The organism is Myxacorys almedinensis A (assembly GCF_010091945.1).
In the GTDB taxonomy this organism is placed as follows: domain Bacteria; phylum Cyanobacteriota; class Cyanobacteriia; order Leptolyngbyales; family Leptolyngbyaceae; genus Myxacorys; species Myxacorys almedinensis.
In genome coordinates this window covers 1-21,547 of record NZ_WVIE01000023.1, presented here as the reverse complement: position 1 = coordinate 21,547, position 21,547 = coordinate 1, and the positions used below count along the sequence as shown (strand labels likewise).

Genomic DNA, 21,547 nt, shown 5'->3' with positions numbered 1-21,547 from the left:
GTCTCCTTACGGTGAAAATGAAGTGATTCCTTTGATGGACGTGTTGACGCCCTGAACAGTTGTCGATAAGCCTCCATTAACTGTTGCACCCAAGTTTGCTTTTAGCGTTGCCTGAGTTCCAGCTTCGATGTCCGTTTTCATTTGACCTTTAATGATGACATTTTGTCCTTGCAGTGTTAGATCTCGATTTGCTTTTAGCGTCATTGCTCCGACTGCTTCGATCATTACGTCACCATCTTGATTCATGATGATTTTAGTTCGCCCCGCTACCACCGTGACTTTGCCACCACTCCCATCCGGTTGATCTAACTTCATTTCAGTTTTGCCAGCCGTTGCGGTTACTGTACCGTCTGTAATTTTGACGGTGATTTTGGGCGGCATTTCCATCAAGATTTCACGCGGCAAGTCATTACTTTGAATATTCCGAATCGCGGTCTTGAGTGTTTTATTATCCTCCTGAGCCAGAGGTAAGCGAAAAATTAGCTCATCGGTGCGATTTAACGGGGCGCGATCGCGTTCGTTATACAGCCGCCCAATCAGAATCGGTTGATTCACATCTCCTTTGGAAAACGTCAGCAGCACCAAGTCGCCCACATTTGGAATGGCAGCACTGCCAATGTGACTGGTCGCGATCGGAACGCTTCGGAGCAGCAACCCACTATTTTTCAGGCGCACATCACAGCCATAGTTATCACTGTCGTCATTTGCCTGGTGCGGATACACCGCTTCCACTAGTCCCAATTCGGCAATGCGAACCGATTGCAACTCCTGCTGAACGATTTTTTGAATGGTGCTGACAATAGAAGACATACACTAGCTCCAATTAAGCAAGACTTTGAAACTCGATCGCAGTTGTGAAACCACGTTGCTTGGTAATGTGATGAGTAACGCTACGAACTTGAAAGGTTTCGTTCAACGCTGAGTCGGGCACATCGCGCAACCGAATCGAATCCCCTAACGTCACTTCCGCTCGCCCAAGTGCCAGCAGTTTTCCGCGAAGAGTCCGTCGCCCAATGGCAGTAAGTGCCGCATCAGCCGCCATTCGCGCTGCATCTCTAGTACGCAAGGTCGATCGCTCTAAGAGCAGTTTAGGATTGCCTGATCCGACGGCTACTTTAGAATTACTAAAATCTCGCGTTAGCCAAACCCAGGCTTGCTCACCCCGGCTGCCCCCCGGACTTTCTCCCCACGCTTCTACTGACGTTGCACGCGGCGGCGTTTTTAGCACATCTAACGATAAAACGTGTTTCGCATACTCGAAAATGTGAATTCGATTGCCATTGATAAATTTCTTAAACACTAACTCACCTTCAGCGTTGATATAAAAATCAAAGCCGCACAACACGGCTAAATCATAGATGTGGTGATAGATACTACGCTGACCATCAATGACGTAGCCTGGAAATAGAATGCCATCTTCGGCGATCGCAACCTCAACCGATGCACGACCTGCTAACTCTCGTGCGATCGCACCTGCTGTTCTGCCCTCAAAGGTTTCATCTACAAAGGTTCGCAGCAATTCTGAGGCAACGCTGTATCCAATAATTCGATTCGTCGTGAGTCCGGGTTCAACCGTTGTAATTTTTCCTTCAATCACTTGAGTTAGATCACCATCTGCATAGCCTAGTTCGAGTTTAACGTCGTCATTTTGATTGGGTTTAAAACGTCCAACTTGACCGAGAACTAAGATGAAGCGATCGCTCGGTGTATTCAAGTCAAGATTTACCATCAGATCGACGATCGTGCTGGCTTGAGGTTCGCTGGTTGTATCGATGACTTTGCGACCAATCGTAAGTTTGTAAGCTGGTGTAAACATAATGCTCTCTCCGCTTCATTGATAGGTGAATCCACCAGAAACGCGATCAACCTGACGATCGGGGTTGAGGATAACAACATCCACGGCTCCGGTTGAACTAGCAGGAGTAATTGCTGTGAGTTCAGTTGCAGAGATCACAGTCACACTTGTAGCAGCAAAACTACCTAGCGAGACAGTAATGCCTGACTGAAATCCTGACCCTGTGATGGTGATTAGATCGCCACCTGTAGATGCACCCGATCGAGGTTGAACATCACTAATTCTGGGCGGTGGAATGTATTCATATCCACCCGATACCCTGTCTGATTGACCATCCAGATTGGTGACTTGTAAATCGACCAATCCAGAGAGATTTGGTTGTATAGGCGTCGTTGCAGAAATTTGTGTTGTAGAAACCACAATATTAGTCGCAAGCTGACCTCCAAATAAGAGTTCTGCACCCGGTAGAAAATCATTACCGGAAACAGTCACCGGAACGCCGATCGTACTTGCCCCTGATCGAGGTTGAATTCCAAAAATTCTGGGTGAACTGACGAAGTAAGTAAACCCACCGGACACGCGCTCAGATTGCCCTGTCGGATTTTGCACTTCAACATCAACGACCCCAGATCTGCCAGGAATAGAGGGGGTTTCTGCTGTAATTTGGGTTGCTGATACTGAAACGACAGTAGCAGAACGTCCATCTATCAAGACAGTTGCACCCGTCAAGAAGCCTGTTCCAGTAATCGTAATTAAAGTCCCACCCAGGCTGGAACCCGATCGAGGCTGTACGTCAATAATAGTGAGCGGTAAAACATAGGTAAATCCATCGCGAACGATATCAGTTTGAGAATCGGGATTACGGACAGTAACATCAACGAATCCGCTTGCGTTAGGGGGAATGGTAACGGTGATCAGGGCGTCTGTCGCGGTGTTGATTGTGGCAGGCGCAGTCCCAAACAAAACCTGAACCCCTGGTAAAAAATCTTGACCTCTGATCGTAACGCTAGTTCCTCCCGCCACTAAACCAAATCGAGGCTGCACATCATCAATTCGGGGCGAAAGATTTTGATAGGGAAACGTGGTTGGATGGTCGTCTGGTCGTCCATCGTGATGGATGATCACAACTGGATGGTTGGAGGGAGAAGGCGTTGAGGGTGCAATTCCAGTTGGAGAAGCAGGCACATCTGGAAAAAAGATCGCCCGATCTTCTGGGCGGTTTGCGCTGAGGCGTCCTGACAGTTCAATCACCACATTACCTCGTTTTTGCAATGCACCGCCTGGATTAGCCGCATTGTTATAGGAAGACGTGTTTTCTCCGATAGCAGTGCGATCTCCCCGAACAATAACCTGAATTGGGAAGATACCACCTCTCGGAATACCGTCTTGAACGGTCGAATCCCTCAGCGCGTAGAGAAAGCCCCCGGCACCAGAATTTCCTCTCGCTTCATTGCTTCTACCTCGACACTGATCGAACAGATATCGTCGGGTTGTGAACCCATAATCGACTAACATAATCTCGTCAAACTGCCCCTGTCGATTCGCAACAAATCCTTCGCGATTAAATCCGCCTTCAAACGTAGACGTGCAGAAGGCTGCACCCCCTGCAAAGTGGTTGGCAATATTGCCATTCAGTTCACAATCTTGAAGCTGGATTTCGGCGTTCCGAGCAGCAATTCCGCCACCACCTTCGCGCTCTGTTCCAATCGTGTTGGATTGATTGTTCAGAATTTTCGCCCCAACAACAATCATTCGAGTTGCGTAGGAAATGCGTAATCCGCCTCCGTTTTCCCCCGCTCGATTTCCTTCAATCACGGTGGCATTACCCCGAATTTCAATCTGAGCATTTCCTGTTCCATAGAGTCCACCCCCATCTTCAATGCTGCGATTGAAACGGATTCGATTGTTCACGAGCCGGATAGGTTGTCGGGGAAAGATAGAACCGCGTCTGAAGCTTAGAAAAGTAGGCTGACTGCGGGAAAGAAATGGATCAAACTGATCGATCGCAATTCCACCTCCATCATCTGAGACTAGATTAAATGCGATCGCATTCTCTTCAATATGAGGATACGCGCCAGTAAAGCACTCAATTCCACCGCCTCGTCTCGCTCGATTCGGTCTAGACTCTGCCCCAATCGTATTGCCGAGAATGCGAGTCTGAGGTGAAACGTGTCTCAGCGCAATGCCTCCGCCTAATCCACTTTCTAAACCCACACCATGCAGGAGGGTGATCGCCTTAGCCGCCGCTTCATCAATCGTTTCTGCTTCTGCCCGTTCCACAACGGGGTCATTCATATCTTGCACACTACAGGTAATAGGGGGTGCCTGGAGTGGCTGTAAGTTCCCGTGGGAAACTTGGTTACAGGTGATGATATTATCTCGAACCTCGATCGCACTATCAAATCCGGGACGATTATCAATGGCAATTCCCCCACCAAATAGGATGGCTCTATTTTCTAGAATCTGATTGTTGCGAATCAAAATCTGCTGGCTGTTTTCTAGATAAATGCCGCCCCCGTGAGCATCGCCTAGTTGTATATCAAATACATCAATTCCTGGATCAAAAACGACTGATACATCAATGTCAATATTAATAATTGCAGTACTAATCGTACCTGCTTGATTGCGTTGAATTTGATTACTCTCTAGTTTAATATTAGTAGAGTTAACAACTTTAATTCCACCCCCACGAGGTGCGAAGTTATCAGTAATCTCGCAACCATTTACTTCAACATCATCTGAATTCTTAATTTCGATGCCTGAGCGTTGACCCTGTGTAATTTTTAGATCTCTAATTCGACTGTTTCTAACGTTGTCAACTTCGATTGTTGGTGCTGTTGTATTAGGGACAGAACGAACTTCCGCATTACCAATGCCTAGTAACGTGGTCTCGGTGGGTAGAACAACATTCTCATTGTAGACACCTGCCAACACATTCAAAATTACATGCTGATTCGATTGCCGTAGTCTGCTGATCTCAGCAAGGGAATGCTGAAAGGTTTGCCAAGGCTGACTTGCGCTACCTGTTCCGGCGGTATCACTGCCGCTCACCGAGACAAAAAAAGCATTCACTTGTTGAGGCGGTGGTAAAGACAGGGGCGCACATGGATTTCTCCAAAGCAAATATTGGTCGCAGGCTACAGTTGGAGATTGGTTTGCTAGGAAAAAGATAAACTCAGCGCGACGGCTAGGACGATCGTTTCCGGGTGCCAACGTATGCTGTTCACCACACCCTAAAATTGGAGGAGATAGTGAAGAAACGGTGGGTGAGGAACTAGGATTATTCAGTAATTTCTGAAAATATTGGGTAAACAGTAGCGATCGCCGCTGTTCTCCTGCGGCTGTTCGTTCCCGATGTTGCCGAATCGATTGAGCCGTAGTTGGCAGCCCCACTTCTGTCAACATGATCCGAAACTCATCATCTCCCCATGATTCTGCAATAAAGATGCTTTCCCACTCACTTGTGTTGTCTGCCAAAACGGCTAGAGTTGCTTGTGCTCGTCTCACAGAGAGCCTTTCATTGAGATCGACTTGTCCAACGTCGTCTGTGTGACCGACCACAACTAATTGCCCTCCCCCTGCATTAATGCGATCGAGGGCAGTTTGGTAAGCCTGTTTGTGTTCTGGAAGAGGTGACACAAAGGAACGATTATTATCAAATAAAATTGCGGCTGGAATGCGACAAAAATCAGGATCGCCAAGAGTTAATTGAAAACTAGCTTGCTGTCCACTTTCAATGACGCCTTGTGTTTCTGTACCATTACTCACAGTGTTCACCTCCTGAATGCCTTGATCGTATAAGAACCCGCAGGTACGTTATCTCGACTGTAGACGCCTCCCTGTTGGTCTTCCAAGACAAAGGTGACGCGATCGCCAGAGTCTGCCTGTCCTTCAACTAAAACCACAATGTTTGTAAAATTCTGACGATCGCCTGCCAATGTGACCTGCACCTCTAGTTCACCCACAGCTGAGGCAATGTTTTCAACAATTTGTTGGGTTTGTTGAGTACTGTCTTGGTTCACGGCAGCCTCTACGATCGCGGGTTGTTCTTGCAGACTTTGGGGCGAGGCAATAAATTCCCGAAGCGTTAAGGCATACTCAAATCGCTCTGGTTTACCTGCTAGTTCGCGCACATCCATGGCTTCAATGACCACCTGATCGAGTTTGGTGGCAGTCGCAATGTCAGCTACAAAGGAAACGGGTTCAGCCGCTCGAAACTTTTCCCGCAAGGTTGTCAGTCCTTCGCCTGCTTCGGTTCCGGTGATCACCCCGGTGAGGGTGATTCGGGAGATGCGTCGCCCTAGTTTCTGGAAGAAGTCTCCTTCGAGCGCCGGAATACTGTGCAGATTCAGGACTTGATCTTCGTCTGCAATTATATTTTGAACTAGCTGTAGTTCGACCTCACCTAGCATTGGTTGCGCCATAGCCTAAAGTGTCTCCAGCTTGGTATAAATTTGATCCACGAGTGAGCGAAGTTCTTCCGACTCTTCTACTTCTTGAAGGTGATTCTTAACAGCATTCAAAACTTGTTTTAGACCTTCAATTAAGCGTTGCATTGCTGGTTGTGGAATAGCCGCGATCGCACTTGCGAGTGTTGGATCATCCAGTTGCAACAGCAATTCTCGTAATGACACTTCTAATATTGCCATTGCGCTAGAATCTTTTCGCTGGTTTGATGATCTAAATCGCCTGATTAGCCGACAAGGATCAAGGAATTGAAAAAAATAGTTTGGCTTTGTCGAAAATGTTTGTATTCATTGTTTATTCCTCTTTTAGCAATGTTAATTATGCTGCTTTTAGTGAGTTTAAATGCACAACGATCGCGTCAATCAAGGTGATCACTTCACCTTTAACTTCATCGACAGAAGGGAGTCCTCCAATGACATCTGCAACACCGAGGACATCATCGATTGTGCCTGCTTCTGAGGGTAATAGGTTTTTGGCAGTGTTGAGGAAAGACTTGATTTTGTCAGTAAAGGTGGAGACTTCTCCTAAGCCAGGAATTGACCCAACATTGAGATTGTTGATTTCGGTTTTGAGCTTGCCCATTAAGTCCACGAGTTTGTTAATGAGTTCGTTAATTTGAGGCACAATTGATCCCAACGCTTGAACGGCGGGTTTGATCGTGCCTACATTGTCGTCCAGGAACGTTTTGAAGTCTTGTAATACGTCTTTGAGTTCTTGATAGAGGTTCGTCGCCATTTTGGTCTCCTTTTGACATTTAAGTTAAATCATTAACGAGTTCGATCGACATCTTCTCGAAACTTTTGAAGTCGCTCTAATAAGCCACTTAGTGGGTCAATAAAGCGTTCTAAACCTGTCGCAAAATCTAGTCCTATATCTAATCCTTCAACTAGATCACTCATGAGATTTTGAGCATCTCCCAAAATATCGGTGTCTAGGAAAGAAGCGTCCTCTGGTTCTACGGGTTCAATGTACTCCCGCAAGGTCAGGAAATAAGCGTAGCGTTGCGGTTTGCCTGCTAGATCTTGCACCTGCAAATCATCGATCACCATTTGTTCAATCTCTGCATCAGCAACGATGTCTGCGGTGAACGGGAGAGGTTGCCCATTCTGAAATTTATCGTTGAGTTTTTCAATTAAGCCTGCTGCATCTGTACCTGTGGCAACGCCAGACAAAACAAGGCACGTAGGTTGTCGTCCTAAGTTTTGCAACAAACTACCCGCCATCCCCGGAGGTTTGTGTTCTGCTAGGATTCGTTTTTCGTGGGTATCGATCATTTGAACCTGGGGCAGTTCAATGTCGTCTAGCATTGGCTGCATTGTCACCTCCTTGTTATGTGGAGTGTTAAATTAATTGATCGCTTTTACACGTCAATTCCATAGCGTCGGGCTTCTTCGTCTAGAATGCGTTTCATGTTCGTGGCAAGGACATTCAAATCGCTCTCAACGGTTGGCAGTTGTCTGGGCTGTGTTTCCTTAACTATTGCCTTAGCCATTGCATCAGGGCTTTGGTGTGGGATAAGCTTAGGAGAACGTGCCCAAACTTCAGGCGCGATTAGCGCCGAGCGCAACTCCGAAGGAATCGCATCCCCTACCCCTCCCTGAATTTGAACTGGATGGGTCACAGGCTGCTCTGTTCGATGGCTGGAAGGCGCATCGGGCAGGAGGGATTTGCGTTGCTGGAAAGCTTGAATTTCAGGAACATTCAAACGGTTCAGAACGGTATTTGGAGGTGCGATTAGCGCCGAGCGCACCTCCGAAGGAAACGCTGGGCGGCTTTGGGACTGTTCGGTGCGATCGCGCCTGGGTTGCCCAGAATTGCTCGCACTTACGAATTGCAGCAGAAACGCGGTCGAGACTTTCTTTCCATCTAGTGGCATTGCCCAAGGCTGAATCAGGTCTTCCTCAACGGGTTGCATTTCGGGTACTGGTGATTCCTGTGTTGCGCTTTTTGCTAACTTCACTCCGTTCTCTTGGGACAGTTTGATAGAACCCTGAACCCGTTCACCCAATGTATGCAACCATTGACGGCGCAGTGATCTAGGAGGGTAAGCCGAAAAAGGATGCCCATCACGGATTGACGGACGAGACCGGAGCAGCGTGATCACCGCAGGCGAAATGGCTCGATGACCTGAAGAAAGCGACTGAGAAACCTGTGTTTTCCTAGCAAGGCGCGATAGTATTTCGTGACTTGCTTGGTGTTGCAGTTGCGATTCGCTTGGTAAGGTTTTAACTGATCGCCGAACTCGATCTGAGGGTGTTGTTTTTGTCTGGTTCTGTTGAACACAGGCGCGTAACTCAGGTTTGAACGGTAATTGAGAACTGCGATCGCGACCGTTTATTTCACTCGATCCGATTCGATGGCTCGATTTCGGAATGGGTTGTGACTCTGATTCTAGAGGCACCTCTTGGATGACTGAGTTAAAACAAGATCCAAACAGGGCTTGCTCGTTGAGGTGTAGATCTGTTGATGCGATCGCGCTGACCCAAGTGCCCGATTGCCAGAACGGAGTCCAACGTGCGATCGCGTGAGTCACATCGCGCTGCCAGCACTGGGGAGCGTTTCCACTCACCAACGCGATCGACAAGCGGTAAATTGACTGGCGCAGATCTGGCGTTGGCGTCATCTTGCTTCACCTCCGCCTCTTGCCATTTCCAGGTAAAGCAAAATTTGTCCAATCGTCATTCCACTAATCTCTTCGGGCGTCCAGCCAAACTCTTTTGCCAAGACAAAGCAAGCACGGGCTAAGGGCGCTTGAACTAATTCTGCCAACTCATCTTGCGGGGTGCTAATGCCGCTAATCGAATTGATCCGATCGACCAAAAATCGAGCGAGTCCGGCAGGCAGTTGAGAAACTTGGTCTAACTTCAGGGCAGGTTCCACTAAACCTTGTTGAATAATCAGCGATGCCGAAAGCTTTTCATCGTCGTGAGCCGCTTTGGCAATGCGCTGTAAGTCTCGCACGGTGAGCGGACGCAACATCACCTGTGAGCGAGTGGAATGGGGTTCATGGGAGCCGAGCAACTCAGGCGGAACATCAACCTCGTGGGTTAACGAACTGCCTGCTAGGAGGTCTTCTGCGGTCATCGTCATCATAATTTATCCTCACGCCGCTTCTTTATCTTCGACCGTGATAAACAAGCCCTTAAACGTCACCGACTCCATCACAAAGTCATCTTCGGGTAGGCTATATGCCCAGTTCTCAAATTTGACGCCGTGAATCGTCAGCGTACTGCTCGTATCGGGAACCGCCGGATCTTTTAAGTCCAGCAATAGATTGAAAGACGGTTGCGGGTAGGGTTCTTGTTCACGCGCCACGAGCGCACCTTTGCCTAGTAATAGCCGCAGCAACGCGCCATTGATGTAGGCTCGCCCCACTTTGCCGAAAATGTTGATATTGCCCGGTCGTAGGGCGGCAGGGTGGCGTTTGCCAATTTCGTGAAAGAGTTCCAAGTCGGTCTGCACATACACCTCAACACTGGTGGCGCGACCGACGGGACTGAGTTGATAAAATTCGATAATTTCTTGGGCGGCTTGTCCTTCGGGCTGATCGTCGATCGCAAGGGTCAAGGTCGCATCTGAACCGCGAAACACATTGGTATTTGCCATTGATAACTCTCCTTATCCTAAGAACACTAGCCTAAGAACATCGTGACCTTGATGAAGTCGATACTGAACGTTGGTCGCAGAGTGAGAATGACTTTGGCAATCCCGCGAATTTCTTCTTCTCGCGTTGCCGTCACATCGAGTTCGTAACTGATCAGCATCTCATCATCGACCATTCCCGCCAAGAAGCCATTAATCGAGCCTTTCAAGGCTTTACGCACTCGATCGTTGTTCAGCAATCCGATGTAAGGTGAGGATGCCGATCGCACTCCAAATTTGGCAAAATCGACAATCCGACGGGTGGTAATTTGCCGAAATGCACCATCATCTGTTGTGATGCCTTTGACGATCCGAAATCCTTGTCGTTGCTCTAACGCCAGTATTCTTCCGGTCACTAACTGTTCCAATTGCGCGGGTGTAAATTTAGTTTCTAGCGCATTGACAGAAATGGTTTTATTGGTCAGGCTAATGTGTGCATCACGGGCACTGATTGCACCCGCCACAGCAGCAGCAGCATAAGCCCCAGAGAGCGTGACTTCCTTGCCTGCATTGGCTGAGTCGCTGGTCTTGATGCCCGGTGCAACAAAGATCGTGCGATCGCTACTTGGCGTGTTCGCTAAGATTTGCGGGACTGTCGCACCTAGCGCACTTCCAGTTACGGCGATGCGATCGCGCCTAATTTTATCGGTCGAAGCGGTTTCAACATGGGATTGTAGCCTGCTGTTGATCGCCGCTCCGTCTCGTCCGGCTGCCAGAATGATGTGAGCATTCTCATTCTGCAATTGATCGAGTCCTAATCCATAGTCGGTGTCATTTGCATCGTTACTGTTGACGCCTCCAGTGAAGGCTGTTTCGGTTGTCACGCCCGGTGCTTGCGTCGGTTGATTTCCCTCTGTGGCACTGACCAACAAAGATCCAGTGTTGGGAGCGTTGATTTTTTCGAGTAATTCTTTGCCGTCTTTAACGGTGTAGGTTTCCTCGATCGCGCTGTATTTTAGCGTCACCGTGACATTTGGGGCGGCATCAGTCACGCTAATCGTCATCTCGTTACCCCACACACCAGGATTTTTTGCCCTCAAAATCGTAGCAATGCCGCCCGCGCTGGCAACGTTATGAAATGCTTTTCGGGCTTTGCTAAATTTTCCCCAAGCTGCTACAGAGTTTTCTGGATCGCCTGTGTCTTCTGTGCCGGTCACTCGCACGGCAAACACCGTTGTTGCCCCATTCGCGTAAGCTAGCTCTAGCGCCCGGACTAAGGTCAGTGGGTTATTCGCCGTATCCGGGTTCTCAAACGGGTCGTAGGAGCCAAACGTTTCTCTAGCTTCAGCGTAGCTCCCCAAAATAGTGACCTCTCCAACGGGCCCGCGCTTGGCAGTTCCCACAATTCCAATATTGCTGACTGTAATACTTCCTGCAACAATGAGGGCTTCGGCTCTCACTTCAATAAATACACCTGGCAGAATCAATTCTGGCATTAGGATTCCTCCTGAATTTTGAACAGGTTAAATCAGAACTCCGAATTCGAGCGATGTTCACTAAAGAAACTGAAATAAAATGCAGCAGTTAGCTTATGAGCCTTAGATAGAAAATGGCATTACTATCAAACTTGTCATCACTATAGCTAACTTGAAACACATCTCTATTACCCGTTAAGGTGATTGAGCTAGGAAAACCAGATTTTGGCAAAATCCAATATCCAGATTGGTAAATATTGCCGCCTAAAACCGCAGTTTTGTTCTCTAGTACGAACTCTTCTAAGAACGCTCTAACGCTGCTAAACGTTTGGGTAGATTCAATGCCTTGAACAATGCTAGAAATTGTTACCGAACTGCCGTTCCAACCCGCAGGTAGAAACGCCAAAATCGATAACCCATCTACTCGCAAGTTTGCACCCCCTTGACCTCGAACTTCTAACGTAGGTGCGGCTTGATCGTCCCATCGCACAAGATGATCGGTGACGACGGTAGACTCGCCGAATCCACTATCAATCTCGATCGGAATTCGGGCGATTAAACTTTCTGCACCCTCTGTATCATCCAAATGAAACTCATACAAGACTTGATAATCGGTCGTTCCGATCCAAGCATTTAAAGTCGAGTTAAATTCTGGAACAGAGGTTGCCTGCGCGGTCAGGCGAAGCAATCCCTGCGATCGCAGCCCGTTTTTTGCAGCCTCGATATTGTCTCGTAGCAGCGCGATCGCGCTATCGACCTGACTCGGCTGAGTGCCCCACAATTGAAACCGCACTACCGTATCCAGCCGTCCTCCCTTTAGCGCCACCACTGTGAAGCCACCGCGAGTTTCATTCCCCCGCCGGTTGCCTATCCCGATCGCTCGGTCAACCACGCTCACCGCAGAAAGGCTCGATAGCGGCACTCCAGCAACCGGAGGAGGAAGATGGACTCTGAGCGCATCTAACAAGCTGTTTAACATACACAAATCTCCCAAACTGAGGCGTGATTCTCCCTACTAGTCATGGGGAGAATTCATCTATAGATAAATCGTGGACGAGCAGGATTAAAGCGGAGACGTTGACGATCCCGAAAGGCAAGCTGCACTGCAAACCGCAGCAATTGGTGTTGCGATGGCTTTGAAATCAAAGTTGATCTTAGGCTTGCCTGACCTGGTTTTTATCGCACAGGTCACAGTTAAAAATGATGATTTTTTGATGGTTGGCAACAGATGCGTTACCACGAGCAGTTGTTTGAAAAAGAGTCAATGACCTGAGCTACAACTTGTGCGATCGCAGGTTGACTACTCTCTTAACGACCATGCTTAAGGCATTTTCTTAGACTACCAAGCTTGACGCTTTTCAGTTCCAATCTAGACGGTTGCCCAAATAACAGCACCTAACTGTTACAAAAGTTCAACAAAGGCTGTGGAACTCACTGTAGTCATTTTTTGGATTTGACGCATTGCCTTTGGCTCACGTAAAGCGTTTTTGTAGATGGGTTATACAGGCATTCTAGAGGTTGATCTGCATAGCGCGATTACACCGATTACACGTCCTCATCTTTGGAAGCAGGCGCGATCGCTGTGAAGGGTTGCCTTTGAAGTAACCCAATCAGTAAGCCGATAGGTGCAGCTAGAAACAGCCACATTGTTGGTTGCAATCCATATTGCTGTGCTATCCAACCTAATGTTAGGGGCATGAAACCACCGAATAAACCCGCCAGGTTATTGAGCGTTATCACGGTGCCGCTTTGTCCTGGCATTGCGGTATAGAGTTGCCCCTGAAGGATGGAATACCAACCAGCATTTAGAAAGCCCAGACCGCCAAGAATGACAATTTTGGTAGTAACATTTGGAATCACTAGAAAAGTAGGGTAAAGACATAGAACCAGGAATGCACTCACCCGTAAATACTGGATGCCCCGCACCCGTTCCAGCAAAGGAATCAGCAACCCATCGCCTAATAAGCCAACCCCCAACCATGTGGTAAAAGCAAAACTCGCTTGTGTACTACTTGTACCGACAACATCCACGAAGTAGAGGGCTAAAAAGCCACGCAGAACATCCAACATTAAATCTGAAAATTGCAACAGGGTTAACCAGCGTAGGACATTGCGTTGTTTGAGTGCGTGGATAACATAACAAATACCTTTTTGGAAACTAGGGTAGGGTGGCTCAACTGGGGTAGATGCCGTTGCTCTAGCAATCGGAGATGTCCACATCAGGCTGACCAACCCCAGCGCCAGAACTGCCAAGATGAAAAAGATACTCCGCCAACTTTGGTGTAAGGCGATCGCACCCACCAACGCCAGAGGACCGATCCCATTCCCAATCGATCCTGCCAATGCCCAACGCGCCATGTTTTGCTCGTGGCGGGTGGGTTCCAAATCCATCAGCGTTGCCTGAGACAAACTGACAAATGCACCAGATGCCGGATAAAACAAAATCAACGCCGCTAATAAACCCCAAAAGTGATGGCTGAGGGAAATGAGCAAGAGAGCGATCGCAAAACTGATGCCTCCCCCCAAAATCAAGAATCGTCGATGACCGAGATCTCCCAGCACTACCAAAATCGGTTCAACTATACTGCTGAGCGTATTTGGTATCGTCAGCAGCAAGCCAACTTCTACATAGGAAAGATGTAGATCATGGCGAATCAGTGGATAGGCTGCGCCCATCACACCATCCACAATTTCATCTAATCCTGCGATCGCTAGAAAGAGACTGATGAATAAGATAATTGTCCTGGTTCTTTTGTTTTGACCATTCAAAGGCATTGTAAAACTCTCCCGTTCTCCAAATTTACAGACCAACGCAGTCTTGTCACAGCGTTGGGATTTGGAGGGGGAATCCACGAACAAACTCTTCGCCTCAGTGAGCGGGCGAATTGCCTGTTGGATAGCGTTTCAGAAACTTACCAGGGAGGGAATATCATCGTCGCGATGCAGGTAAAGATAAGGACGGCTAACACTTAGTCTAGGGTAACGTCAGTGATACTGTCGAGACTGCTCTGCTCAGCAAGATTTTGGTAGGCAGTAGCTTGGGTTTGCTGCCTTTTCCGCAGAAGTTCCTATAAATATTTCACCCCAAAAACCTTACATGCAAAGAGTTATGCGAGCAAAACTTAGCAGAGATAAACTTACTGGACTAAAATTGGACTAAATTTTAGGCACTGATCAGATCCCGCTTTAAATCTTGAACAACATCTTACCGAAAGTCAGAAAAGGGGCGTTGCTGAATGCAAGTATGATTTGCCCTTCTTTCCAACTCTTCTCCTTGAGGAAAAGAGAGCTAAAATTCTTGTTCCCTCTCCTTTGGGGAAAGGGCTAGGGAGAGGGCAGATCTGCGATGCATACTTAGATTCAGCAACGCCAGAAAAGTAAGTTACTAACCGCAAAAACTCTGGCTTCTCTTTCTCACAATCTTAGATAAGACTCAAAAGTAGTCCAATATAGAGTCTCAAAAAATTACATGAGATTTAAGATTCACACGTTGATTAGTCTCATTATAAAATCATGGGACTAATTTTGAGTCCCATTTTGGGTCTAATAAAATCTGAATTTGGGAGCGGAAAGGCGGCTTAGGTAGGCTGAATTTAGTCTTAAAGCAGCTACCATAAGCCAAAGATAAATTTGCTCTCGACAAAAACCGCGTTTTTCATTCTCGTCATCTTATATAAGACTTAATATTAGTCCAAGATAGAGTCTCTTTGTCCCAAATGAAACTCTGCACCTGTCTCATGAAAAAACCAATCTCAAGTCTCATATATGCGACTCAACTGTAGTCCAATATAGAGTCTCACTATTTCCCATGAGATTTAATAGTTACAACCCAGATAGTCTCATACGAGAATAAGAGACTTAATTTGAGTCCTATATCGAGTCTAATACAACCCAACTTAGGATTAAAAAAGAAGGTTGGGTAAGCTGGAATTACCTTGCTGCAAAACGTTAAATAAACACCTTCTGGGAAAGAGGGCTTTCGAGGAAATTGCATCAGTTCGTCTCCTTTAGATTGAGCTTGTAGCTTGCACAAATCAAACAAAGCCTAAGCCCGAAGCCTGATCCGGATAATTTCGGCTCATCTAAGTACGAGATATTACATTACAAATAGTTTTTCTCTGGTAACATGTCTCTCTATTCCTTTAGATATACGGTGTGAGAGTTAATGTTCACCAAAATCAACAGTTGGAAATTATTTTTGATAGCGCCGATCGCACTTTTGTTTGCAGGTCAAACTAATGCTGCTGAAATTCACAACTCTGCTAGCTCTCAAGAGTTACACCAGACAGATGCGCCTACCCGCCGCCTAATCGATGCCACCGCACCTGCCGAAGAAAGCGTTTTACAAGCGTTGCCAAGCAACATCTCCTCAAAGCGAAAGCTTGCTCAACAGCCCAATGCCACTCAGCCCATAGCACCAACCCCACACAATTTAACCAACCCTGCCGACGAGGTAGAAGCAACTGATGACATGTCACAGGTGACCTCAGTTTCTCAACTGACAGATGTAAGACCCACCGACTGGGCATTTCAAGCTTTGCAGTCTCTCGTCGAGCGCTACGGGTGCATCGCAGGATTTCCTGACCGAACCTATCGCGGAAACCGAGCAACAACGCGCTACGAATTTGCGGCGGGCTTAAATGCCTGCCTCGATCGGGTAAACGAATTGATCGCAGCTTCTACGGCTGATCTCGTCAAAAAAGAAGACCTAGCAACCCTGCAAAAGCTCCAGGAAGAATTTTCAGTGGAATTAGCCACCCTACGCGGTCGAGTCGATGCCCTCGAAGCTCGAACCACGACCTTAGAAAAGCAACAGTTTTCGACCACAACAAAACTGAGCGGTTTAGGCTGGTTTAACATCACAGGTGCATTTACTGGCGATGACATTCAGTATGAAGGCGTTCCCGGTTCCCCAGCAGAGGCCCGGTTTGCCGGAGTTAGAACTGCCGCAGGCACCCCAGTTGTTGGGCAAGCAGATAGTGCAGAAACAACGTTTAGTTTTCTCACCTGGTTAACCCTCACCACCTCCTTCACCGGAAGAGATAGCCTGATCACACAGTTGGCAGCAGGCAACGGAATTTCACCTTACAACCAGTTTGCTTCTGCGGGCTTTTTCAACGCTAGTGGCGTTCCATTTACCGATCAGACAGCAGGCACCGTCAATGGTCGCAACGATGTCGTCATTCATGATTTATTCTACAGCTTTCCGGTTGGTGAAAGCATTACCGTCACCGTTGGTCCACGTGTTAACTGGTATCGCCATTTTGACTTCAACCGATTTTCCTTTTTCTTGACCGGCGCAAGTAGCTTTGACTCGATTGGTTCGACTCAGACAAATACCATCGATCGCGGTTCGGGCGCGGTGATCGAATGGAACATCAGCCCTCAGTTACGGTTTGCAGCAGGATACTTAGGCGAAAACACCGAATTTCTGCCGTCTCAGTTTGGCTTCAACACATCTAGCAATCCAGCATTTGGTTTATTTGGCGGCACAAACACCACCACGGCTGAATTAACCTTCTCTCCAAGCTCGACCTTTAATTTGCGGTTGGGCTACAACCACTCCCGCATTCAAGCCTATGGCGGGCAGGTGGGCGGCGCGATCGGAGAACCGTTGCCCTATGGCTATGTAGATGCTGGTCCTGGGTTTTCTGTACTTGACCCAATCACAGGAGGAGTAACCTCAGGAGGGCTAAAATACGCGGCGGCAGATGCATTTACGGTGAACTTTGACTGGTTAATTTCCCCAAGATTTGGCATTTTTGGGCGCTACGGCTACGCCACAACCAAGCTCAATCCGATCGATGAAACGGTAAATACGCAATCGTTTCAAGTGGGGGTCGGCTTCCCAGATCTGGGTAAAAAGGGTGCGCTGGGTGTGGTGACATTCCTGATGCCAATGGACATTACAAGAGGACGGCGCTTTTTTGCAGCAGGCGGCGGCGACGGCGGAACCCAGTACCAATTAGAAGCGAGCTACTTCTACCCCCTGAGCAACAATATTGCGATCGTACCTGCGTTTTATGCCATCTTCAACCCAAACAACTTTGCCAGTAACTCAACAGTGTATGTCGGAAACATCCGGACACAGTTTAGTTTCTAAGGCGTGATAGTCAATCTTTTGTCGTTAATGTTCTGTTTAGGCGCACCCCAGTGCGCCTTTTTTCTTCAGTTCTAGGCACAAACGCCCTTGCTTGACCTTGATCCTTCATGGCAGCGTAGTGGCAGCGTAGTTCAGCGTGGTGAGGCACTTGACTTTGCTTCCAACATCTCTAGCCGACTTTTAAGATCTTGGTTTTCTTTTTTAAGTTGGTCAAGGTCTTCCCGCAACTGCTTCACAGCTTTATCAGTCCCCACAGTCTTCTGAACAGTTTGAATCGATTCTTCGGCAATGCGGCGGACGCGACCATCAGGAGTTTGATTTGCCAACGCTTGAAGAACCCCGATCGCGTGGACGGTTTCCATTTGCCCAAGCGCGATCGCAACCGCAACCTGGCTCAGAAAGAACGTTTCTCGCGATAGAGCGTTCAACCGCTCTAAAATCCGCTCAACGTTGACATTGGTTTGCCCAGTAGAAATCGCACCGAGAGAGCGAATAGCAGCAAGGCGTAACGGTTGTGGGATGCCCGGTTGGGTGTACTCCAAAATCAGATTGAGGGCAGCTTCAGAAGTCTTGAGTTGGCTGAGGGCTGCGATCGCACCTGCTCTCACCACCTCATTCCAGCCTTGCCGCTGTTGCAGCACCCGCCCGATCACCTGCAACACGTCCGCGGCTTGAACCACATCATCAGAGCCAGCCGCCGCAACTCGTCCCAAACTCCGCAACGCTGCCGCCTCAACGTAATAACTCGCGTCCCCCTGCTCTACAACCGCCTTGAGCGCCTGATAACTCTCGTCCGTAGAAATGTGCGCCAAACTCTCCACAGTTGCCCGTCGAACCTTAGCATTCTCGTCACGCAATCCAGCCAGAACGCCTTTCACCGCCTGATCGAGCTTGATCGTCGAAAGACTCCGCACAACATAAGCTCTGACACCCCAAAACCCCTCTTTTTGCAACGCCTCAGAAAGCACGTTAACCGCTTCTAATCCCCCCTTTTTAGCGATCGCTTCTGCCGCATACAGGCGAGAAATTGGATCAGGATCGGCTTGCAATTGCGCCTTCAATTCAGGAAAAGGATAGTCTAAGGCAACCGTTTTGAGATAGCCATTGCCAACATCAAAACTGACAAAATCAGGCTTCTTCTCCAAAGGAAAATAGAAACTTTGCTCTTTCTCATAAACTCGCACCGTGAAGGGTTTTAGCATCGGGGCAGCGTCTGCTTGAAGGTATCCCACTGCGATCGCAAGTTTTAGATCAAAAAGTTCCGTTTGCGATTGCGTCACCGTCACTTTTGCAAGACTGCTATCAGCATCCCACCCATAGGCAACCTTGTAATCAGGATGTCCCCCCCGGTAAACATACTGATCAAACAAAAACATCAAATTGCGCCCCGTCGTTTTCTCAATGGCTCTGAGCAAATCAACCGTTTCCACCGTGCGATGGGCATTGTCGCTTAAAAAAGTCGAAATCGTTTTATAGAACAACTCATCACCAAGCTCTTTCCGAATCATGTGATAGACACACGATCCCTTCTCGTAAATGTGACGATCGTAGAGTTCGATCGCTTCTCGGTACACATGAGTCACCAGCGATCGCCGATAGCGCGATGAGTCTTCATCCAAATATTCCTGCGCTTGCCCCAGCAAATAATAAGCGGCATCGTCCGCCCCATATTCTTTTTCAACCCACATCACCTCTGCGTAAGACGCCATCCCTTCTTTCACCCACGCATGAGACCAATGCTTGATCACCACTAAATCACCAAACCACTGATGCGCCAGTTCATGCGCCACCAAAGACTCGGTGCTGAGGTTATCGATCGCAGCCCGTTCATCCAGCAAACAGCGATCGGTCAGCAGCGTTGTAGACGTGTTCTCCATGCCGCCAAAAATAAAATCATCGACACAGACCTGAGCATATTTTGGAAACGGATAGGGATAGCCATATTTTTGGCTGAAAAACTCAATCATCTGTGGGGTTTTGCTCATACTGAGCCGCGCCTGCTGCTCCCGCCCCTTCTCAACATAGTAGGTAACAGGTTTGCCGTTCCACTCGTCCTTCAATTCGGCAAAATCGCCCACTGCCAAGGTCATCAGGTAGGTAGGATGAACCTCATTTTGCCGCCAGTGATAGGTTGCAGACTCATCATCGGCTTCAGTATTCACTAACTCCCCATTAGAAATTGCCAGATATTGCTTAGGCACACAGACCCGAATTTCAGAGGTTGCCAGTTGTCCCGGATAGTCGAAGCACGGAAACCAAAATCGCGAGTCTTCATCTTCGCCCTGAGTCCATACCTGAATCGGCTTGTCGGGGTAGTGCTCATTGGGGGCAATGAAATAGATGCCGCGTTGAGGATGATCTGCCCGGTAAGCGATCGCAAGCTCAATCCCCTTCCCCGTTTGAGTCGGCTCAGCCAAAAACACCTGAATCTGCTCGCCATCGTAGTCAAATTTCTGCTCAACCGCCTGATCCCCTTCCCCATCGACCTCGCCAATTTTGACCGACTCGATCGTCAGATTCACCGCATCTAGGGTCAAGCGAGTGATGCCATCACGAATGGGGTTGAGCCGCGTCATGCACCTGCCCCAAAACGAACGATTGGGCAGATCGAGCGTCAAATCGAGAGAAATATGTTCAACCTGACCCGGACGATCAGGAGTGTAGTGAGGGCGCGCCCCCGGCAACTCAAACTGCTTGTGACTATTTTCCGAATCAAACCCATTAGAGTGCAACATCGCTTTCAAATGACCCTTTTCAACACTAGATGACTGCTTAGGCAAACTCATTTCGATTATGAACAATATCTAGAGAATTTGCCTATTCAGCTTAATTGATCCGTGAAAAAAATTAGGATCGCCGCCTCAAATTGCCCCTAACAAGCTAGCTAACAAAGCTTTTTGGGCATGCATCCGGTTCTCCGCCTGATCCCAAACTTTAGAATGAGCACCTTCCATCACCGCATCAGTAATCTCTTCGCCACGATGAGCCGGAAGACAGTGAAGCACGATCGCTTCGTTATCTGCATGGTGCAGCAAGTCGTCATTTACTTGATAGGGCTGAAACACCGGAATGCGAGATTCTGCCAGATCTTCTTGTCCCATGCTTGCCCACACATCGGTATAGAGGACATGAGACCCCGTAACCGCTTCAACCGGGTCAGAGGTAAGCAGAATTTCAGATTTTCCAGCCGCGGTTCCTTCGGAGTTGCGCCTTGCGCTAATCGCACTAGCTTGCTCAACAATCGCGCGATCGCACTGAAACCCCTCTGGTGCAGCAATCCGAATATTCATGCCAACAAGCGCACAACCCAGTAGCAGCGAATGCGCCACATTATTACCATCTCCCAGGTAGGTCAGCGTCAGCCCCGATAGCGCTCCAAAGGTTTCTTGAATTGTTTGCAAATCTGCCAAAATCTGACAAGGATGCTCCAGATCAGTCAGAGCATTAATCACCGGCACCTTAGCATAATCGGCGAATACCTTTAAATCCTGCTGGTCAAACGTGCGAATGGCGAGAATATCGAGGTAGCGATCGAGCACACGCGCCGTATCCACAAGCGGTTCCCCTCGGCTCACCTGGGTAGCATGGAGCGGCAAATCAAGGACTTGCCCGCCCAAGTGATACATGGCAGTTGAAAAGCTGACGCGAGTTCGAGTAGAAGCTTTATAAAACAGCAACCCCAACACAGGCGCACGTCCCTCAATTTCAGCCCGTGGGCGAATCGTTCCTGCCTTAAGCTGAGCGGCAAGATCAAGCAATTCCTTCATCTCATCACTGCTGAGATCTGCCAAGCTGAGCAAGTCCCGTCCTTTCAATCCTCCCATAGCGATCTTCAATAGCTCCTCTAAAAATTGGCAATGGAACGAAAATCGCTCCTCTGCCCAAAAAAGGGGATAGAGGAGCGCACCTTAAAACCCTACCAAATCTAGGGACGATAGCCCAAGGTTATATTGAGGTTATGTTGACAATTGTGCTAGCAGCTACCGTGAAGTGGGGGTAAGTTACAGCCGTTCTCGCTTGCTTAAACCACCCATCCACCCATCGGCTCTTAGCTCGACTTTATCCAATTCAAGCAGCGTAGCACAGGAGGCTAGACCAGCAATCCAACAAGGCTTTTGGTATTTT

General features: G+C 48.2%; 16 protein-coding genes. 1 reads left to right on the top strand and 15 read right to left on the bottom strand.

The annotated features are described in order from the left end of the window. Window positions 1-6: 6 nt before the first annotated feature. The 13 genes from GS601_RS17270 to GS601_RS17210 all read right to left on the bottom strand — a co-directional run bounded on the left by GS601_RS17270 (window position 7) and on the right by GS601_RS17210 (window position 14,094). Complete coding sequence (locus GS601_RS17270) at window positions 7-810, bottom strand: phage baseplate assembly protein V (RefSeq protein WP_162424536.1); 804 nt, start codon at window positions 808-810, stop codon at window positions 7-9. A 13-nt stretch (window positions 811-823) separates the two neighbouring features. Beyond that, window positions 824-1,816 (bottom strand): hypothetical protein, encoded by a 993-nt coding sequence (locus GS601_RS17265; RefSeq protein ID WP_162424535.1) that lies wholly within the window; start codon window positions 1,814-1,816, stop codon window positions 824-826. Between the two features lie 15 nt (window positions 1,817-1,831). Beyond that, complete coding sequence (locus tag GS601_RS17260; RefSeq protein ID WP_162424534.1) at window positions 1,832-5,563, bottom strand: IPT/TIG domain-containing protein; 3,732 nt, start codon at window positions 5,561-5,563, stop codon at window positions 1,832-1,834. A gap of 5 nt (window positions 5,564-5,568) precedes the next feature. After that, window positions 5,569-6,219: a hypothetical protein gene (locus GS601_RS17255; RefSeq protein WP_162424533.1), complete on the bottom strand. Its 651-nt coding sequence runs from the start codon at window positions 6,217-6,219 to the stop codon at window positions 5,569-5,571. 3 nt (window positions 6,220-6,222) lie between these two features. Then, window positions 6,223-6,444 (bottom strand): hypothetical protein, encoded by a 222-nt coding sequence (locus GS601_RS17250; protein ID WP_162424532.1) that lies wholly within the window; start codon window positions 6,442-6,444, stop codon window positions 6,223-6,225. 136 nt (window positions 6,445-6,580) lie between these two features. Continuing rightward, complete coding sequence (locus tag GS601_RS17245) at window positions 6,581-6,997, bottom strand: hypothetical protein (RefSeq protein ID WP_162424531.1); 417 nt, start codon at window positions 6,995-6,997, stop codon at window positions 6,581-6,583. A gap of 32 nt (window positions 6,998-7,029) precedes the next feature. After that, window positions 7,030-7,578 carry a hypothetical protein gene (locus GS601_RS17240; RefSeq protein WP_162424530.1) on the bottom strand — a complete coding sequence of 183 codons (549 nt, stop codon included), beginning with the start codon at window positions 7,576-7,578 and terminating at the stop codon, window positions 7,030-7,032. Between the two features lie 44 nt (window positions 7,579-7,622). Then, window positions 7,623-8,885, bottom strand: coding sequence for a hypothetical protein (locus tag GS601_RS17235; protein WP_162424529.1), 1,263 nt, complete (start codon window positions 8,883-8,885; stop codon window positions 7,623-7,625). After that, a complete protein-coding gene (locus GS601_RS17230) occupies window positions 8,882-9,355 on the bottom strand; it encodes a hypothetical protein (protein WP_202925170.1) in 474 nt (157 codons plus the stop codon). The genes GS601_RS17235 and GS601_RS17230 overlap by 4 nt, the downstream gene beginning before the upstream one ends. Before the next feature lie 9 nt (window positions 9,356-9,364). After that, window positions 9,365-9,868, bottom strand: a complete 504-nt coding sequence (locus tag GS601_RS17225; protein ID WP_162424528.1) for a hypothetical protein — start codon at window positions 9,866-9,868, stop codon at window positions 9,365-9,367. Window positions 9,869-9,894: 26 nt separating this feature from the next. Then, entirely contained in the window at window positions 9,895-11,340 is a 1,446-nt protein-coding gene (locus GS601_RS17220; RefSeq protein WP_162424527.1) for a phage tail sheath C-terminal domain-containing protein, read from the bottom strand. Window positions 11,341-11,428: 88 nt separating this feature from the next. Next, window positions 11,429-12,298, bottom strand: a complete 870-nt coding sequence (locus GS601_RS17215; protein ID WP_162424526.1) for a hypothetical protein — start codon at window positions 12,296-12,298, stop codon at window positions 11,429-11,431. A gap of 566 nt (window positions 12,299-12,864) precedes the next feature. Beyond that, the gene (locus GS601_RS17210) at window positions 12,865-14,094 is read right to left on the bottom strand and encodes an MFS transporter (protein WP_162424525.1); all 1,230 of its coding nucleotides are present in this window, start codon (window positions 14,092-14,094) and stop codon (window positions 12,865-12,867) included. Window positions 14,095-15,484: 1,390 nt separating this feature from the next. Here GS601_RS17210 and GS601_RS17205 point away from each other — a divergent pair. Further along, window positions 15,485-17,422, top strand: coding sequence for an iron uptake porin (locus GS601_RS17205; protein ID WP_162424524.1), 1,938 nt, complete (start codon window positions 15,485-15,487; stop codon window positions 17,420-17,422). A 131-nt stretch (window positions 17,423-17,553) separates the two neighbouring features. Here GS601_RS17205 and GS601_RS17200 read toward each other — a convergent pair whose 3' ends face one another. Both GS601_RS17200 and argF read right to left on the bottom strand, forming a co-directional pair. Further along, window positions 17,554-20,157 carry a M1 family metallopeptidase gene (locus GS601_RS17200; RefSeq protein WP_162424523.1) on the bottom strand — a complete coding sequence of 868 codons (2,604 nt, stop codon included), beginning with the start codon at window positions 20,155-20,157 and terminating at the stop codon, window positions 17,554-17,556. Window positions 20,158-20,283: 126 nt separating this feature from the next. After that, window positions 20,284-21,246 (bottom strand): ornithine carbamoyltransferase, encoded by a 963-nt coding sequence (gene argF / locus GS601_RS17195; RefSeq protein ID WP_162424522.1) that lies wholly within the window; start codon window positions 21,244-21,246, stop codon window positions 20,284-20,286. Window positions 21,247-21,547: the final 301 nt, after the last annotated feature.

Coding starts and splice junctions, on each gene's coding strand:
- GS601_RS17270 (WP_162424536.1), bottom strand. CDS start 810: ATGTCTTCTATTGTCAGCACCATTCAAAAAATCGTTCAGCAGGAGTTG.
- GS601_RS17265 (WP_162424535.1), bottom strand. CDS start 1,816: ATGTTTACACCAGCTTACAAACTTACGATTGGTCGCAAAGTCATCGAT.
- GS601_RS17255 (WP_162424533.1), bottom strand. CDS start 6,219: ATGGCGCAACCAATGCTAGGTGAGGTCGAACTACAGCTAGTTCAAAAT.
- GS601_RS17250 (WP_162424532.1), bottom strand. CDS start 6,444: ATGGCAATATTAGAAGTGTCATTACGAGAATTGCTGTTGCAACTGGAT.
- GS601_RS17245 (WP_162424531.1), bottom strand. CDS start 6,997: ATGGCGACGAACCTCTATCAAGAACTCAAAGACGTATTACAAGACTTC.
- GS601_RS17240 (WP_162424530.1), bottom strand. CDS start 7,578: ATGCAGCCAATGCTAGACGACATTGAACTGCCCCAGGTTCAAATGATC.
- GS601_RS17235 (WP_162424529.1), bottom strand. CDS start 8,885: ATGACGCCAACGCCAGATCTGCGCCAGTCAATTTACCGCTTGTCGATC.
- GS601_RS17230 (WP_202925170.1), bottom strand. CDS start 9,355: ATGATGACGATGACCGCAGAAGACCTCCTAGCAGGCAGTTCGTTAACC.
- GS601_RS17225 (WP_162424528.1), bottom strand. CDS start 9,868: ATGGCAAATACCAATGTGTTTCGCGGTTCAGATGCGACCTTGACCCTT.
- GS601_RS17220 (WP_162424527.1), bottom strand. CDS start 11,340: ATGCCAGAATTGATTCTGCCAGGTGTATTTATTGAAGTGAGAGCCGAA.
- GS601_RS17215 (WP_162424526.1), bottom strand. CDS start 12,298: ATGTTAAACAGCTTGTTAGATGCGCTCAGAGTCCATCTTCCTCCTCCG.
- GS601_RS17210 (WP_162424525.1), bottom strand. CDS start 14,094: ATGCCTTTGAATGGTCAAAACAAAAGAACCAGGACAATTATCTTATTC.
- GS601_RS17205 (WP_162424524.1), top strand. CDS start 15,485: ATGTTCACCAAAATCAACAGTTGGAAATTATTTTTGATAGCGCCGATC.
- GS601_RS17200 (WP_162424523.1), bottom strand. CDS start 20,157: ATGTTGCACTCTAATGGGTTTGATTCGGAAAATAGTCACAAGCAGTTT.
- argF (WP_162424522.1), bottom strand. CDS start 21,246: ATGGGAGGATTGAAAGGACGGGACTTGCTCAGCTTGGCAGATCTCAGC.